The following is a 16946-nucleotide window of genomic DNA, read 5'->3' on the forward strand; positions in this document are numbered from 1 at the left end:
CGAACAGGCATATTCCGCGAGATAGGGTCGCGGCCAGTGGCCTACCAGTGCTTGAGCTTGCCCCTCAACGCAACCACAACAGATTGTGCCCGAACGGCGATGGACGCAAGATGCTAAATGGTTAACGACTGACTCGATTCACCGCTAAAATGACTCGGTTCACGGCATGCGAGGGGGCCGCCACGGGGCGCGACGCGCGGACTTAGCTGGCGTTCGCGGAATGCAAGGGAACAGGGTGTGAACAACAAAAAAAGGTGTGGATCGGCACCGGCACCCACAATCTGTTGTGTCACACCCCTGTCATTACGGGTCGGCAACATCTTTACCGGCCTGTGGACGAATCACTTTAAGCTGAGGACAGCCATCCCGCATCGCGCAGCGCGGGATAATAGGAGCGGCTGACCGGGGCGACGATCCCGCCCGGCAACGTCAGTTCGGCACGGCCGTCGCCGCGTTCGACCGATTGGATCGCGTCGCGCGCGACCCACCAGCTGCGATGGGTGCGGGCACCCTCGATACCGTCAAGCTCGCTGACTGCGTCGGAAAGGCGCAGCAGGATGAGGTCTGACCCGGCTGCGGTATGGACGCGCAGATAATGATCCTCGGCCGCGACCGCGTGGATCGCCGCATCGCGCAGATGCGGGGGCAGGCGTTCGGCCAGGCGCGGGCGCGCCGGAATCGGCGGGGGGGTATCGGGATCGGGATCGGGCTGGGCAGCGGAACGCGCCGTGGCATAATTGACGGCGGTGATTGCGCCGGTCACGACCAGCACCAATCCGAACAGTCGCGCAATGCCGAGCGGCGTCCCCACCGTCTGGCCGAAAAAGACCAGCGAGGTTCCCATCACCAGCAGCGTCAGCGGCGCCGCGATCAGGATGCTGACCAGCGTGCCTTCGACAATCGGTCGCGGCGCCAACCGGCCCCAGCTGGTGATCGCGCTGGTCACGCCGATGCCGATCAGCGCGCCCGAAAGCATCAGCACCAGCCAATAGCCGAGCCGCGGCAGCAGCGGCACATCATCGGTGCCCAGCGCGCCGGTGATCGTCATCAGCACCGCCGCAATCGTCGCGACGGTTATGCCGCGTATATGGCTCTGCCCGGGACTGCCATTTGGTCCCACCGCCATTCGCGAAGCGCCAGTGGCGGATCGCTGTTCTTCACGCATTCGCCCCCTCCGTTCGCGCAAATCGGGATGACGGCATCAGCATAGCCGCGACATGGCCTGGGCGTCGAACCCAAAGAGGAGATTTTCCGATGCTTCGCTCGCTGCTTGCCGCCGCGCTGATCGCCCCGCTGCCGCTGATCGCGCCGATCGCCGCCGCCCCCGCCATGGCGCAGGGGGCCGCCACGCTGACCATCCATTTCGATGGTATCGAACAGGCGCAGGGTCGGATCATGGTCGCGATCTATGACGCCGAGGGGTGGAATGGCGGGGCGCCGGTGCGGGTCGCCATGATCGATGCCAAAACCGGTGGCGCCGATGTCGTGGTCGCCGGGCTGGCGCCGGGCACCTATGCCGTACGCGCCTTTCAGGATGTCGATGGCGACATGAAGTTCGGGACCAATCCGTTCGGCATGCCGACCGAGCCGTTCGGATTTTCCAACGATGCGATGGGGGCAGGCGGTCCGCCGAGCTTCGATGCGGCGGCCTTCGCGATCGGCGACGCGCCGGTTGCCCAGAATATCACGCTGCGCTGAACCGGGGAGACGATCAGATGCTCAGCCGTCGCAATTTTCTGGGATCGGGCCTGGCGGGCGCCGGGGTGCTTGCCGGGGCAGCGATCCTGCCGCCCGAAAAACTCTATGCCGCGATGGTCCCGGCCGACTGGACGCTCGGCGCCGCCGATATCGATACCGATGTCGCGCCGCATGCGATGCGGCTGGTCGCGGGCCGCGCGCCCGACGGGCTGAAGGGCGTGCTGTATCGCAACGGTCCGGCCAAGTTTCGCCGCCCCGGCGGGTCGGCGACGCATTGGTTCGATGGCGACGGCATGGTCCGCCGCTATGCGATCGACGGTGGCGAGGCGCGGATGGCGGCGCGCTTCGTCGACACCGAAAAGCGGCGGCAGGAGGCAGCGGCGAATGCGATGCTGCTGCCCGGTTTCGGCACGCCGGTGCGCGAAGGCGCAGTGATGACCAGCCCGGACAGTGCGAATGCCGCCAATACCAGCGTGCTGGTTTCGGGCGGCGAGCTGCTCGCGCTGTGGGAAGCCGGGTCGCCCTATCGGATGGACCCCGACGCGCTCGAGACGCGCGGGCTGAAGACCTATCGCAGCGATCTGGCGCATATGCCCTTCCTTGCCCATCCGCGCGTCGAGCCCGACGGGACGGTGTGGAATCTGGGGCTGGCGGGCAAGCGCGCGATCCTTTGGAAGCTGGCGCCCGGCGGCGCGCTGGCCGACACGCAGCTGATCGAATTGCCGCGCGCCAGCTATATCCATGATTTCACGGCGACCGCGCGGCATCTGGTGATCGTGCTGCAGCCCTGGGTGCTGGCGCGCAATGCCAATCCGATCATCCAGGGGCTGGAATGGCTGCCGGAGACGGGCACGCAGATATTGGTGATCGACAAGAATGATCCGACGCAGCGGCGCATCTTTGAAGTGCCGGCATTCTTCGCATTTCACATGGACGATGCATGGGAAGAGGCGGACGGCACGATCCGGTTCGGCATCTGCACCACGCCCGAACCCAAATTCGTCATCGACGAAGCGCGCGAATTGCTGCTGGGCCGCCGGGTGGCGACACCGTTGCCGATGCTGTCGGCGATCACGTTGCGCCCCGATGGCAGTGCGAGCCTTGAATCGACCGGCGTCGCGGCGGAGTTTCCGCAGAATGACCGCAGCCGTTCGGGGCTGAAGCGATCGCTGACGGTGCATACCGGGCTGTATGGCCATGGCTGCCCGTTCGCGCGGTCGGTCGGCGTCTATGACTGGGCGCGGCAGAGCAATGCCGAACATGATTTCGGCGCCGATCATCTGGTCGAGGAATTTCTCTATGTCCCGCGCGGCAGCGAGGAAGGCGATGGCTGGCTGGTCGGAACGACACTGAACCTTGCGGCGCGCGCCACCGAACTGCATGTTCTCGATGCACGCGACGTCGCGGCCGGGCCGGTGGCAAGCTGGCGCGGCGATGCGGCATTGCCGGTGACGTTTCACGGGACGTTCGCTGCGGGCTGACTCGCGGCGCTGCTCCCCAAAAGAGGGTGGGGAGAGCGGAATGCGCAAGCTGGGCCGGGCGGCCGCGATACTGGCCGGAGCGCTGACCTGCCACGCCCTGCCGGCATCGGCGCAGATGGAAATCGTCCGCGCCGATCAGGTGACCAATCGCGCGGGTGTCACGCTGTTCGTCACGCGCGGTACGATCATGGTTCCGGCGGTGCGCGGCGACGAACGGCCGGGCGACGCGCCGGTGAAGGTCGCCTTTGTCCGGATCAGCCGCGCGGTACAGCCAAGCGAGACCGCGACCTTCGTGCTGGCGGGCGGGCCCGGCGGATCGGGGATCGGCATTGCCGAATCGATCGTGCGCAACGGCGACGACGCGCTGTTCGACATGTTCGGCGGCGATGTGATCGGGATGGACCAGCGCGGGACGGGCGCGTCGACGCCCGCGCCTTATTTCCCCGCGCCTTATGACCTGCCGCTCGACGTACCGGGATCGCCCGCGGCGTGGCTGCCGATCATCGCACCACAGATACGCGCGGCAGCGGCGGAAATGCGCGCGCAGGGCATTCGCCCGGAAATGTTCGCAACGCGCGAGGCGGCGGACGATATCGACATGATCCGCAGCGGGCTTGGCTATGCGCGGATGAACCTGTTCGGCAGCAGCTATGGCAGCCATCTCGCGCTGTCGGTGCTGCGCCATCATGGCGACCGGGTGAACCGGGTCGTGCTGATCGGGCCGGAGGGGCCGGACGATAGCTGGAAGCTGCCCGACCATGTCGATGCGGCGATCGCCCGGATCGGCGCGGCGATCGGCGACCCGGACCTGCCCGACCGGATGCGCCGGGTGATCGGGCGGTTGCGCGAGGCGCCGGTGACGGTGCCGGTGATGCTCGCCAGCGGCGTCGAGCAGGACGTGACGCTCGGCGCGTTCGACTTGCAATATCTGTCCTATTCGCAGCCATCGGGGCGTGAGGGGCTGATCACGCTGGCGCGGCAATATCGCGCGATGGAGGCAGGCGATTTTTCGCAGATGGCGTGGAGCGCGATGCGGGTGCGGCAGAATATGTCGACCTGGTATGCGATGAGCCAGATCACCGACATTGCCGCGGGCGCCAGCGCCGAACGCGCCGCCGCGATCGATGCGCAGGCGCCCGATTCGATTCTGGGCAATGCAATCAACTTTCCCGACCGCGCGCTGGCGGATGCATGGGGCGTGACGCCCGAGCCGGCGGCGGAGCGCGCGCCGATCCACAGCGACGTGCCGGTGCTGATCCTGGTCGGCGATCTCGACATGCGTACGCCGATCGAAAATGGCGAGGCGCTGATCGAGACCTTGCCCAACGGACATCTGGTGGTGGTCGAAAACGCCGCGCACCAGTTCGACATTTTCGGTTCGCCGGAAATTCGCGGGGTGATCGCTCCGTTCATCGCGGGCGAGCCGGTAACGGTGGAGCGGATCACGCTGCCGGTCGGCCAGTGAAGGCGACGGCCCGCTTCCGGCAGGGGAAGCGGGCCGTCGCTTTGGCGCGCCGATCGGGGCGGATCGGCGCGCGGGTTGCGCGGCAGCGACCGGCGCGGTCGCTGCCGACGAGGGATGCTTAGTAGCGGACCGTGACCTGGCCGCCATAGAAACGCGGTTCGGCCGGGATGAAGGTCGGATAGCCGAACGCGCCGCCGGTATTGCCTGCGTCGAGCAGATAATCCTTGTCGGTCAGGTTGCGGACATAGCCTGCGATTTCGAAGCGATCGTCGGCGAAGCTGACGCCCGCGCGCAGATTGACGAGCGTCACCGGACCCTGGCTGATCAGCTGGGTGTTGGGCGTTTCGAAATAGATGCGGCTGCGATAGGTGACAGTCGGCGTCGCGAAGAACCGGGCGCTGCCGATCGGCGCATTGATGGTGAAGCCGCCCGACGCCTGCCATTCGGGCTGAAGCCGGAAGCGGGAACCGGCATAGACGCCGTTCGATGCCCTGTCGTCGATGCCGCCGTCGATCCATGCGCCATTGGCGAAGAGGCTGAGCCAGGATGCCGGGCGGACCTGCATTTCGCCTTCGACGCCCAGATTGCTTGCCGACCCTGCGCTTTCGGTGACTGTCGAACCCACCGGCTGGCCCGAGGGATCGTTGGGATCGGTGATGATCCGCGAGACCTGGAAGTTCGAATAATCCTGATAATAGACGGCGAGCGAGCCCGAGAACATGCCCGCGCTGCCCTTGATACCGGCTTCATAGTTCCAGACGGTTTCTTCGGGAACGACGCTCGACGAAGCCGCATTCTGATTGACGCTTGGCGAGCGGCGGCCCTTCGACACAGTGACATAGGCGTTGACCGTATCGGAGAAGCGATAGAGCGCATTGGCGCGCGGCAGCACCGCCGAGAAGCTGTCCTGTGACCACAAGGTGCCGTTGGTCGACGCCTGGCCCGGGATCAGCGGTCCGCCGCTCAGCACGCTGTTCGGTGCGACCGAATAATAGCCCGACTTGCGCTGTTCGATCAGCACGCGGACGCCGCCGGTCACTTCGAGCTTCGGCGTCAGATTCCAGCGCACATCGCCGAACACCGAATAGCTGTCGTTGACGCCCAGATTCTGGAAGACCGAGCTGTACGGGATCGCCGTGGCCAGTCCGCCGGTGAGCAGGGTGGTCGCCCCCGCCGCGCCGACACTGCCGTCGGGATTGATGCAGTTCAGGCCGAGCGATTGCCGGATCGAAGCCACCGAACAGGCGAGATAGGTGCCTTCTTCGGTCGAAAAGGGCACGCGCTGAAAATTGTCTTCGTGGAAGAAATTCCAGCCGAACGACGCGCGGACATGCGCGTCTTCATAGGCGAAGCGCGATTCGTGATTGACCTGCCAGCCCTGCGAATCTTCCTCGAATTCGAGATACCAGGCCGCCGAGCCATCGGCATCGAACACTTCCTGGCTGTCGAACTTGCGATAGCCGTTGACCGTGGTGAAGTTCCAGCCATCGGCGAAATCATAGCTGGCGGTCAGATTGACGTCATAGACTTCGCGGCGCAGGCCAAGCTTGTCGTTGCCCAGAACCGCCGCCGAGATACCCGCCGGAGCGCCCGACAGATTGGCATCGCCGAACGGGTTCGCCGGGCCTGCCGAAGTCGGGAAATTGCCCGAGATGAACGGGGTGCCGCTGTTGCGCTGCTGGTCATAGGTGCCGATCAGGTCGATCGTCAGTGCGTCGGTCGGCGTGAAGCGCAGCGAGCCGCGCAGCCCGAACTGATCCTGCGCATAGAGGTCGCCCTGACGGTCCGACAGATTGTGGACATAGCCGTCGCGCTTTTTCCATTCGCCGGCGATGCGGCCGGCGATCACGTCGTTGCCGATATTGATATGGCCGCCGAGCAGGCGGGCATCATAGTTGCCGAGGCCGCCGGTCAGCTCTGCCGACACGCCCGGTTTGGGACGCGCCGAAATGATGCTGATCGCGCCGATCGTCGAAGCGGTGCCGAACAGAGTCGCCTGCGGGCCCTTGATCACTTCGATCCGGTCGACGTCGTAAATCGACTGGTACGAGCCGCGCGAACGCGAAATGTCGACGCCATTATAATAGAGCGTGACGCGCGCCGCCTGTTGCGCCGATCCGCTGTCCGACGTGATGCCGCGAATGACGATGCCGGGATTGTTGGCGCTCTGTTCCTGGATGTTGAGGCCGGGGATATAGTTGGACAGCTCATCGAGGTCCGACACGCCCAGATCGCGCATCCGTTCGCCGGTAACCGCCGACACGGTGACGGGCACGTCGATCAGCCGCTGCTCTTCCTTTTGCGCGGTGACGATGATTTCGTCGGGATTGGAGGTCGAGGAATCCTGAGTGCTGGTTTGTGCCCATGCGGCGGGCGCGGTGCCGATCAGCAATGCTGCCGTGACGGAACGAATGGCGATATTCTTCATGTGCGGTCCCCTTGCTATGGCGGGCCCATGGGCCGGACATGTTTCGGCATCGCTAAGCTTCCGTGACAATTTCGCGGCAATTGCTGTTGCAGTGCATCATGGTTGTGGAGAACCCCGTTTCTGCCTAGCCTCGTGACAAATTGGACACGGGGAAATGGCGATGCTGAAACTCTTGCCGCTGCTGGCGCTGACGATCGGTGCGCCACAGGATGTTCCGACCGGGGCACAGGACGCCGCTCCGCCGGTTGCGGCCCCTGCCGATCCGGTCGCGCAGGTCGATATCGTCGAAATGTCGGTCGGCGATCTGCAGGCGGCGATGGAAGCCGGCACGCTGACCAGCGAAGCGATCACCCGCGCCTATATCGCGCGGATCGCGCAAATCGATCGGCAAGGGCCGACCTTGCGATCGGTGATCGCGATCAGCCCCGACGCGATCGCGCAGGCGCGGCTGCTGGACGAGGAACGCGCGATGGGCCGCGTGCGCGGGCCGCTGCATGGCATTCCGGTGCTGGTGAAGGACAATATCGAAACGCGCGACTTGCCGACCACGGCGGGCAGCCTCGCGCTTGCCGACAACATGACCTATCGCGACGCGCCGGTGGTCGCGCATCTGCGCGATGCGGGCGCGGTGGTGCTGGGCAAGACCAATTTGTCCGAATGGGCCAATATCCGTTCAACAAGTTCGATGAGCGGGTGGAGCGCGGTCGGCGGGCTGGTGCGCAACCCCTATGCGCTCGACCGGACGAGCTGTGGATCGTCGAGCGGATCGGGCGCCGCAGTCGCGGCGAGCCTGTCGGCGGTCGCGGTCGGCACCGAAACCGACGGATCGGTGGTCTGTCCGTCGTCGATGAACGGCATTGTCGGGCTGAAGCCGACGGTCGGGCTGGTCAGCCGCACCCATATCGTGCCGATCAGCCATAGCCAGGATACCGCCGGGCCGATGGGGCGCAGCGTGCGCGATGTCGCGATACTGTTTTCGGCGATGATCGGCACCGACCCCGCCGATGCCGCGACGGCGGATGCGGATAGCCACAAAGCCGATTATGCCGCGAACCTGTCGCCACGCGCGTTGCAGGGCGTGCGGATCGGCGTGCTGCGCCCCGAAATGCCCGCCGATCTGGCGGCGCGATACGACGAAGCCTTGCAGCAGCTGGTGACGGCGGGGGCAGTGCTGGTCGATGTCACGCCGCCGGATCATCCCGATCTGGACGAGGATGAATTTCAGGTCCTGCTGGTCGAGCTGAAGGCCGATCTTGACGCCTATCTGGCGACCACGCCTTCGACGGTGCGGACACGGACGCTGGCCGATCTGATCGCGTTCAACGAAGCGCATGCCGACGCCGAAATGCCCTATTTCGCGCAGGAGATTTTCCACATGGCCGCCGATACGCGCGGGCTGGACGATCCGGAATATCGCGCCGCGTGCGAACGGTCGCAGCGCATGGCGGGGCCGGAAGGGATCGATGTGATGCTGGCGCAGGCGGGTGCGCAGATCCTGGTGTCGCCTACCTATGGCATGCCGTGGCTGAGCGATCCGGTCCATGGCGATCAGTTCAGCGGCCCTTCGGCGAGCGGCCTGCCCGCCGTTTCGGGCTATCCGCACCTGACTGTGCCGATGGGGCTGGTCGACGGGCTGCCGGTGGGGCTGAGCTTTATCGGGACGGCCTATAGCGAAGCGACGCTGCTTGAAGCGGGCTATGCCTATGAACAGCAGAGCAAGGCGCGGGTGGTGCCGGAATATAAGCCGACCGTCGACGCGGGCGCGGCTATCGACGGGGTGGCGCAACCGGTATCGGCGCCCTAGGTCGTGAACCCATTCCGGCGCCTCGGCGGTGCCGTTTATGGGTTCACGACCTAGCTGCGGCGGGCGATCCGCGCCTGCCACAGCATCAGCAGCGGCATGACGCCCAGTTCCATGACCAGCCCGGCGGCGTGGCCGGTCGAAGGCATGCCGACGCTGAGCGCGGAGACCAGCCGGGCAAGACCGCCGGCGACCACCAGCGCGCCGAGCAGGCGGAAGCGCCCGCTCTTGCGCTCGATCCCCGGGATGCAGCTGGCAAAGGCGAGGCCGGCGGCGAGGAAAATGCCCGAAAGATAGCGGAAATGGCTGTCGAGATCGGTCGGCACCGGTCCCTGCACCAGCCAGCCGGCCCCGCGCAGCACGCCGATGCCGCCGATGATCAGCGGCACCAGCACCGCGATACACAGCACGGCCTGGAACAACCGGCGCTCGGCCGCGCGGCTCATGCGCCGTCCTCCAGCAGCTCCTTGCGGATCGTGATCGCGGCGAGCGACATCTGGACTTCGACCAGAAAACAGACGAGCCCGGCGACGAGCAGCAGCATCGAGGTGATGAACGCGACCGCGACGACCAGCCCGATATGCAGATCGATGATTTCCGAAACGAACATCAGCGCGACGACCAGGCAGATGGCGAGCGCGCTGCACACGCACAGGAAAATCGCGCGGTTGATCACGGCGATGCGCCGGTTGATCAGGCGCAGTTCCCAGACATGGCGGTCATGCTCCGGTCCGGTCGAGCTGGGATGGAGCTGTTCGATCGCGCGCGCGCGATCGACGATCCGCGCCAGCCGCCCGACCATGACGTTCAGGATGCCGCCGATCCCGGCGAGCAGGAACACCGGCGCGATCGCCGTCTGGATCGTTTGGGCGACCGTAGAAAGATGCGGAAAACTTTCCATCTCCGCTCGTTATGACTGAAACTGCCACAGCCGCAAGCGGAGGATGGAGCGTTGCTGACATTCGACAAGGACGCCGATGCGGGCGTGATCGAATTCACCGTGGACGGTGAAATCGGCGCGTCCGAATATGAAGCCGTGATCGCCGCGCTCGAGGAACAGATCACGCGCCACGGCCGGGTGAGCGTCGTCGAAGTCATCAAGAGCTTTACCGGCATGGCGCCGTCGCTGTGGTGGAAGGACGTGACCTGGGGCTTCAGCCATCTCAACGAATTCGCCCGCGCGGCGGTAGTGACCGATCATGGCTGGATCGGCCCGGTTTCGCGCGCGGTCGGCGCGCTGATGCCTGCCGAGATCCGGGCGTTCCGGCTCGAGGAAATCGAGGAGGCGCGCGATTGGGTGCGCGGCACGCCGGCGGACGAACCGGCATAGGCCGGAAAAACCCTCACGCGTTGGTAACCGGTTTGCGTTAGGCAATGGCGCCATGACCAGGGCCATGCCGCTATCCGAATTCCCCAAGCTGCCCCCGGCGCTGATGCTGGACGCGGTGGAGGGATTGTCCGTACAGATCGATCGCGTCGCCGAGGGCGCCGCGCCGACGCATCGTTTCCTGCGCTATGGCTGGTTCGCCGCGGCGCTTGCCGCCTATGGCGGACAGGCGCGGACGATCACGCTGACTCGCGAAGGCGATCCGGTCGTCGCGCTTCCCTATATCGCCACCGGGCCCGGCTGGGCGAAGCTGGCGAGCGTGCCGGGATGCTATTGGCCGTTCCGCAGCTTTCCGGTGCGCGAGGATGCCGGGGCGGAATGCGGCGAATTGCTGCTCGACCGGCTGGCGCGCGACGTGAATGCGTTGCGGATCGGCCCTGTCTATGACGGCGATCCGGCGCTGGAGATGCTGCGCGCGGCGGCGGCCAGCCGGGGGTGGACGGCGATCGACCGCACCATCGCGCAAAGCTTCCTGCTCGACATGGGCGCGCTCCGCGCCGAAGGTACCTGGCCGCGCAATTCGACGCTGCGCAAGAACCGGTTCCACGAAAAGCATCTGCGCGAACATGGCGAAGCCGACTGGCGATTCGTGTCGGGCGAGGACTGGAGCGAGGCGCAGTTCGATGCGCTGGCGGCGATCGAGCAGAAGAGCTGGATCGCCGACCGTACCGATGGCAGCGATGCGAAATTCACGCGTACGGGCCATGGCGCCTTCTGGCGCGCCGCGGCGGCCGATCCGGTACTGGCAAAGATGATGTGGGCGGCGATGCTGAGCGTCGACGGCGAACCGGCGGCCTTTTCCTTCGACCTCAATGCCGGCGATCTGAAATATGCCATCGCCAACAGCTATGATCCGCAATTCGGCAAACATTCGCCGGGCAAGCTGCTTTATTATCGAAATCTGGTCCGCGCGCTGGACGACGGGATCACGCGCGTCGACTGGGGCGCGGGTGACAGCGGGTATAAGCGGACGATCGGCGCCGATGGCGGCCCGATGATCCGCGACTGGCTGTTCGTACGGCCGGGGCTGCCGGGAATGGCGGCGAAACTCGCGCGCGGGCTGTGGCGGCGCAGCGGGAATCGGGTAGCGGGCAGCTGAGCGACGGAGTGGTTATTCCCCGAACTTATCCGGGTGCCGCTTCGCATAGCCGGGGTCGAGCAGATCCTGCGCTTCGGGATGACGCTCGAAATAGCTGACATAGAAGGGGCAGACCGGGATCACCTTCAGCCCCGCTTCGCGTGCGTAATCGAGGCTGGCGCGAATCAGCTTCGATCCGATTCCCTGCCCCTCATGCTGCGGCGGGACCAGCGTATGGGTAAAGCGGATCCGGTCGCCCGAGACAGTATATTCCGAAATCGCCGTGGCATCCCCCAGATCGATTTCGAAGCGGTTTTCGGCTTCGTTGCGCACGACATCCATGGCGATCTCCCAATTCAGACCCGCAGATAGCGGAAATACCAGACTTCATGTCCCTTGCGACGTGCCTTGCGCTCATAGCGGGTTTCGGGCCAGTCGTCGGGACGCGTGAGAAAGTCCTGCGCGCTTTGCGCCTGCCATGCAAAATCGCGGCGCTGGTTCATCACCATCATCGACCAGCGGCAATAGGTCGGATCGTCGGTGCCGAGGCGAAATTCGCAACCGGGCTTGAGCTTTGCCGCGATGATGTCGAGCGGGCCGTGGTTCATCATCCGCCTTTTGGCGTGCCGCGCCTTCCGCCAGGGGTCGGGATGGAGCAGATAGATGCGCTCCATGCTCGCATCGGGAAAGCGTTCGAGCACTTCCAGCGCGTCGCCCATATGGATGCGGACATTGGCCAGGTCGCCGTCGCGGATATGGCCGAGCGCGCCGACGACGCCGTTCAGAAACGGTTCGCAGCCGATAAAGCCGTGATCGGGCCGCGCCGCCGCCTGTCCGGCGAGATGTTCGCCCGCGCCGAAGCCGATTTCGAATTCGAGAGGGCGCGCATCGCCGAACAGCAGCCTGGCATCGAGCGGCCCTTCGGCGGGCACGCTCACTTGCGGCAGCAATTCTTCGACCAGCGCGGACTGGCCTGCGCGCAATTTATGGCCCTGACGGCGGCCGTAGAGACGGCGGATGGTAGTGGGATCGGACACGGCGCGCCTGTTAGCGCGGGATTTCCCGCCGGGGAAGCCGCAGCGCGCCGAACCGGGGTATCGGGGTCAGCCGGCGAACGGTCGGGGCAATCGGCCGACTGCAGGCCGGGCGATATAATAGCCTTGTTGATAGCGGACGCCGAGCGCGCGCAGCTTTTGTGAATCGCTGGCGGTCTCGACGCCTTCGGCGACCAGCCGCACGCCCAGCCGTTGCGCGATGGCGACGACCTTTTCAACGACCAGGCGGCGCGACCAGCTGCTCGAAAGATTGCGGATCAGTTCGGGGTTGAGCTTGACCAGATCGGGCGTGAAGCGGCCGAGCAGGCACAGCCCCTGATCCTGGGCATCGAAATCGTCGAACGACGTCATCATCCCCATCTTGCGATAGGCGGCGATGGTATCGGCCATGTGCAGCGTATCGAGCCGGTCATGGCCGCTGAATTCGAAGATCAGCCGTTCGGGCTGAAGTCCGCATTCGCGTGCGGTTTCCAGTGCGGCTTCGGCTTCGGCCAGCGGGTCGATCATCGTGTCGGGAATGAAGTTGATGGTCAGCCGCGCGCTGGTCTTGCCGATCCCGGCGGCCACCGCCGCGCGGATCGCCGTAAGCCGGCATTCGCGATCGAATGCGCGGCGCTGATCGGGCAGGACGGTGGCAATGATCTCGCCCGCGCTTTCGCCCTGGGGACCGCGCACCAGTGCCTCATAGGAGAAGATGCCGCCGCCGTTGACGTCGACGATCGGCTGAAACGCCATGGCGAGATCGAACGTCGCCTCTTTCGCCTCGGTGCAGATGGGCAAGGCCTGCACAGTCACACTCCTCCAGTTTCAATCCTCATTAATCATAGATGGATTCGCACAAAGGGACTCGATTGCGCGCAATCGTGCCGATTTCGCGGGGTCATGCGGGGAGCGGCATCAGCTGCACCGGGCCCTCGGCGGTCGGCGCGGGGCGGCCGCTCGCGCGATGGTGATGCTGGAGCCGGCGGTGCGCGCTGCCGATTTCGCGACGCGCGACGGCGGCATTGGCGCGGCGCGGTTCGATCGCACGGCCCAGTCCCAGCGCGGGTTCGTCGCACAGATGCGGCATTGCCAGCCGGGCGGTTGCCGGAGCGATCCAGTCGCCTTCGACCTGGCGGATGCCGATGCCGTGCAGCGCGGCGAGTTCGGCGGGCGACTGAATGCCCGGCGCGATCACATCGGCTCCGGCCCGGCGGGCCAGCCGCATCACGCTTTCCAGAATCTGGCGGCGCGCGCTGCTGGCGTCGATCGCGCGGACCAGCGTCGCGTCGATGCGCAGGAAGCGCGGCGAGACGCGGGCGAGCAGCTGAATGCCGGCAGGCGCGGCGGCGAAATCGTGCAGCGCGATGGCGAGTCCCCGGCGCTCGCTGGCGGCGATCAGGCGCGCCGCCGCTTCGGTGTCGCCATATTCGCCGGCGCTTACCGACACGATCAGCGACGACAGCGCGATCCGGTGGCGCATCGCGGCACGGACGAGCGATTGCAGCAATTGTTCGGGCATGTCGCCCTGTGTCCCCAGCGGCAGCAGCAATTGCGCGCGACGCTCGCCGATACCGGCGGCTGCCGCCGCGCCGATCGCGGCTTCGATCATCGGCGCATATTGGATCGCGCCGCTGTCGGCCCCACCACGCAGGACAAGGCGATAGGCAGTCGGCTGCGCACTATCCGCATCGATGATCGGCTGGAATGCGAAGGCCGTGGTGATTTCAGGTTCCGAAGTCTCGTAAACGAACATGGTGACATCCTCCTGGTAACCTTTTGGTAATGGTTAACCGGGGTGTTCGTGAACTACGGGCGGACTCCCATTGGATTCTTCCGCATACGGAGATTCACAGGGGCGGAGGATGGGGGCGCGTGCGTCGAAATCGCGCAAGCCGCGCATTCGCGCGAGTCGCGCCGGGCAGCGATTTCGCGAGTGTCGAAGGGCGGGCGCAGGGGGCGTTCCGCCACCCCCGCAGACAAAGCCTTGTTGTGGATCGGAATCGATCGTCAGACGACGAACACTTCGTCCGAATCGCCTGCTCCCGACTCGTCGCGCCCCGCCGCAGCAATGCCCAGCGTGACGAATCCGACGCGCCCGACGAACATCAGGAAGATGACAATGATCTTGCCCAGTTCGCTCAGCGATCCGGTCGCACCCATCGACAGACCGACCGTGCCCAGCGCCGACAGCGACTCGAACAGCAATTGTTCGAAACCGATCGTTTCGGTGAGCGAAAGCAGGAACAGCGCACTGCCGAGAATGAGGACATAGAGCGCACAGGCGGCGATCGCAGTGGTGCGAACCTGTTCGGGTATCGTGCGGCGCATGAAGGTGACGGTCTGGCGCTCGCGCGACACCGAACGGACGATGCCGATCAGCACGGCGAGCGTCGTGATCTTGAGGCCGCCGCCGGTGCCTGCAGGCGACGCGCCGAAAATCATCAGCAGATAAATGACCATGATCGCGGGCAGCGCCAGGGTGCCGATCGGCAGGGTGTTGAAACCGACTGTGGTCTGCGCGGTCATCGCCTGGAAAAAGGCGGCGAGCAGGCGTTCCCATGGCGGCATGTCAGCCGGCCAGACAGTGACGAGCAGCAACAGCAAGGTGCCTGCTACCGCAAGAATGCCGGTCAGGCGCAGGATCACCCGGCTGGTAAAGCCCAGACGCGGGCTTTTGCGCGTCAGCACGCGCCAGCCGTCATCGACCACGAGGAAGCCGATCCCGCCGGCATAGCTCAGCCCGGCAAGCGTCAGCGATATCGGCGTGTCGCCGACGAACGATTCGAAACTATTGGGATTGAGGCTGAACCCGGCGGTGCAAAAGGCGGAGACCGTGTGGAAGATCGCGCTCCATGCCGGCGCTTCGACTCCGCGCCCGAGCAGCAGGAAATAGAGGATCAGCGCGCCCAGCGCCTCGACCGCCAGCGCATAGATCACGATCCGCCGGAGAAAATCGCGCACTTCATAGCCGTGCGGCAGCGCGAAGGCCGATCGCGAGACCTTGAGCGACAGGCGCGATCGCGGATTGACGGCGGTCAGGATGACGAAGCTGATCAGTGTCATATAGCCAAGGCCGCCGGCCTGAATCAGCGCGACGACGACCAGCTGGCCGAACCAGCTATAGTGCGATCCCGGATCGATGGTGACGAGCCCCGTCGTCGAAACCGCAGAGACGGCGGTGAACAGATTGTCGAGCGCGCTGACCGGCGCCGATTGGGAAAAGGGCAGGCACAGCAATAGCCAGCCGATCATCATATAGGCCGCATAGCCGGCGACCAGCAATTTGGCGGAATGAAGATCGAGAAGACGGCGACGCAGACGGACAAGCGCACGTTTCATCGGACAAGGCCTCCGGAGGAGCGTGGCGGCGCCTCTACTCCTTTGCCGTGCCCGCGCAAGGGGTCAAAAATGGACGTGCCGCACCTTTCGGATATTTGCGGCGCATGTGTCGGCGCCGTGGCGGCGCCGGAGATTCAGGCGGCGATCTGGTCGGGATCGAAGGGCGACAACATGCCGATCTGTGCCGGGGCGAGATAATCGCCGCGCATCAGCGGAACGCCCAGCTGGCGCAGGCGATCGAATTCGGCGCGGGAATCGACGCCTTCGGCGATCAGCTTGATCCGCTTCTGTTCGGTGATCGCGACGATATTTTCGACCACCATCCGGCTGAGCCAGCTCTGGTCGAGCCGATGCACCAGATCGGCGGGCAGCTTGATCGTGTCGGGAGTGAAGCCGTTGAGCAGCGACAGCCCGTCATTGGCCGATCCGAAATCGTTGAACGCCACGGTGAAGCCGCGCTGCTGATAGGCATGGACCAGCGTCGTCATCTTTTCGCTCTCGAGATCGTCGAGTTCGGAAAATTCGAGCACCAGCTTGTCGGCGGGAAATTCGAGCCGCCGAACGATGCGCTGCATCCGTTCGGCGTCCTCGACGGGGTTGTCGATGAAATCGGTCAGCACGCGCGTCGCGAGTCGGACGTCCATTCCCATGATGCCGCCCTTGATCGCCTGACTGATCGCGGCAAGCCGGCATTTGAGGTCGAAGGTCGGGCGTTCGGCGTCGGGGATCATCCGCGCGAAATCGGCCGGCTTTTCGCCGCCCGGTCCGCGAAAGGTCGCCTGATAGGCAAATACGCGCATGGTGTTGGTGTTGACCGCTGCCTGAAACGCCATGTCGAACTCGCGCCATGAGCTGTCCGCAGTCGAATAGGGTGTCGCAGTCTTAAGGTGCGGTGCCATATCTCTCTCCATCGAGATGATTTCTATTTTGGAGAGAAATATCCGCGAACCCAAACGGGGTTGCCAGCGCGGGATTCCCCGGATGGGCACAAAATGCCGTACCCTGCGCGACATGCGGCAGGACTTGCCAAATAAAACGCCCCCGCAAGCAGGACTTGCGAGGGCGTTGCTATAGTCGCGCGAACGCAGGTTCAGGCCAGCGCGGCCTTCAGATCCTCGACGAGGTCGGTGCGTTCCCATGGGAAATAGTCGCCTTCGGCGGTGCGGCCGAAATGGCCGTAGGCGGCGGTGCGGGCATAGATCGGCTTGTTGAGGCCCAGATGCGTGCGGATC

Annotated in this window: 17 protein-coding genes; 6 read left to right on the forward strand and 11 right to left on the reverse strand. The window is 65.2% G+C overall.

Annotated elements, in window-relative coordinates; all coding sequences use genetic code 11:
• Positions 1-346 precede the first annotated feature (346 nt).
• Positions 347-1165: a LytTR family DNA-binding domain-containing protein gene (locus tag DKB74_RS11325; protein ID WP_205007870.1), complete on the reverse strand. Its 819-nt coding sequence runs from the start codon at positions 1163-1165 to the stop codon at positions 347-349.
• A gap of 89 nt (positions 1166-1254) precedes the next feature.
• On the opposite strand from DKB74_RS11325, the gene DKB74_RS11330 reads away from it, so the two are divergent.
• The 3 genes from DKB74_RS11330 to DKB74_RS11340 are packed head-to-tail and all read left to right on the forward strand — an operon-like array spanning position 1255 to position 4644.
• A complete protein-coding gene (locus DKB74_RS11330; protein WP_109808215.1) occupies positions 1255-1698 on the forward strand; it encodes a DUF2141 domain-containing protein in 444 nt (147 codons plus the stop codon).
• Between the two features lie 17 nt (positions 1699-1715).
• Positions 1716-3179, forward strand: a complete 1464-nt coding sequence (locus DKB74_RS11335; RefSeq protein WP_109808216.1) for a carotenoid oxygenase family protein — start codon at positions 1716-1718, stop codon at positions 3177-3179.
• A 40-nt stretch (positions 3180-3219) separates the two neighbouring features.
• Positions 3220-4644 carry an alpha/beta fold hydrolase gene (locus DKB74_RS11340; RefSeq protein ID WP_109808217.1) on the forward strand — a complete coding sequence of 475 codons (1425 nt, stop codon included), beginning with the start codon at positions 3220-3222 and terminating at the stop codon, positions 4642-4644.
• Positions 4645-4762: 118 nt separating this feature from the next.
• Here the strand turns inward: DKB74_RS11340 and DKB74_RS11345 are convergent, their stop codons facing one another.
• A complete protein-coding gene (locus DKB74_RS11345) occupies positions 4763-7072 on the reverse strand; it encodes a TonB-dependent receptor (RefSeq protein WP_109808218.1) in 2310 nt (769 codons plus the stop codon).
• Positions 7073-7232: 160 nt separating this feature from the next.
• Between DKB74_RS11345 and DKB74_RS11350 the strand changes: the two genes are divergently transcribed.
• Positions 7233-8876, forward strand: coding sequence for an amidase (locus DKB74_RS11350; protein ID WP_420822410.1), 1644 nt, complete (start codon positions 7233-7235; stop codon positions 8874-8876).
• A gap of 50 nt (positions 8877-8926) precedes the next feature.
• Here the strand turns inward: DKB74_RS11350 and DKB74_RS11355 are convergent, their stop codons facing one another.
• Together DKB74_RS11355 and DKB74_RS11360 are read right to left on the reverse strand one after the other, a co-directional pair.
• Positions 8927-9319, reverse strand: coding sequence for a DUF4345 domain-containing protein (locus DKB74_RS11355; protein ID WP_109808220.1), 393 nt, complete (start codon positions 9317-9319; stop codon positions 8927-8929).
• A complete protein-coding gene (locus tag DKB74_RS11360) occupies positions 9316-9774 on the reverse strand; it encodes a DUF2721 domain-containing protein (protein WP_109808221.1) in 459 nt (152 codons plus the stop codon). The genes DKB74_RS11355 and DKB74_RS11360 overlap by 4 nt, the downstream gene beginning before the upstream one ends.
• A gap of 51 nt (positions 9775-9825) precedes the next feature.
• On the opposite strand from DKB74_RS11360, the gene DKB74_RS11365 reads away from it, so the two are divergent.
• Together DKB74_RS11365 and DKB74_RS11370 are read left to right on the forward strand one after the other, a co-directional pair.
• On the forward strand, positions 9826-10203 hold the full coding sequence (locus tag DKB74_RS11365) for a SpoIIAA family protein (protein ID WP_161956850.1): 378 nt from the start codon (positions 9826-9828) through the stop codon (positions 10201-10203).
• 52 nt (positions 10204-10255) lie between these two features.
• Positions 10256-11359 carry a GNAT family N-acetyltransferase gene (locus DKB74_RS11370; RefSeq protein WP_109808223.1) on the forward strand — a complete coding sequence of 368 codons (1104 nt, stop codon included), beginning with the start codon at positions 10256-10258 and terminating at the stop codon, positions 11357-11359.
• Positions 11360-11371: 12 nt separating this feature from the next.
• On the opposite strand, the gene DKB74_RS11375 is transcribed toward DKB74_RS11370, so the two are convergent.
• From DKB74_RS11375 to DKB74_RS11405, 7 genes are all read right to left on the reverse strand, one after another.
• Entirely contained in the window at positions 11372-11680 is a 309-nt protein-coding gene (locus DKB74_RS11375) for a GNAT family N-acetyltransferase (RefSeq protein WP_109808224.1), read from the reverse strand.
• Between the two features lie 14 nt (positions 11681-11694).
• Entirely contained in the window at positions 11695-12375 is a 681-nt protein-coding gene (trmB, locus tag DKB74_RS11380; protein WP_109808225.1) for a tRNA (guanine(46)-N(7))-methyltransferase TrmB, read from the reverse strand.
• A 66-nt stretch (positions 12376-12441) separates the two neighbouring features.
• Positions 12442-13182, reverse strand: coding sequence for an EAL domain-containing protein (locus DKB74_RS11385; protein WP_239987478.1), 741 nt, complete (start codon positions 13180-13182; stop codon positions 12442-12444).
• Between the two features lie 91 nt (positions 13183-13273).
• Positions 13274-14128: an EAL domain-containing protein gene (locus DKB74_RS11390; protein WP_109808226.1), complete on the reverse strand. Its 855-nt coding sequence runs from the start codon at positions 14126-14128 to the stop codon at positions 13274-13276.
• 254 nt (positions 14129-14382) lie between these two features.
• Positions 14383-15714, reverse strand: coding sequence for a TrkH family potassium uptake protein (locus tag DKB74_RS11395; RefSeq protein WP_109808227.1), 1332 nt, complete (start codon positions 15712-15714; stop codon positions 14383-14385).
• Between the two features lie 134 nt (positions 15715-15848).
• Entirely contained in the window at positions 15849-16613 is a 765-nt protein-coding gene (locus DKB74_RS11400; protein ID WP_109808228.1) for an EAL domain-containing protein, read from the reverse strand.
• Between the two features lie 191 nt (positions 16614-16804).
• Positions 16805-16946 (reverse strand): methionine adenosyltransferase domain-containing protein (locus DKB74_RS11405; protein ID WP_161956851.1); only part of this gene is annotated, 142 nt, incomplete at its 5' end.

The sequence above is a fragment of the Stakelama portus genome, from assembly GCF_003171655.1.
In the GTDB taxonomy this organism is placed as follows: domain Bacteria; phylum Pseudomonadota; class Alphaproteobacteria; order Sphingomonadales; family Sphingomonadaceae; genus Sphingomonas; species Sphingomonas portus.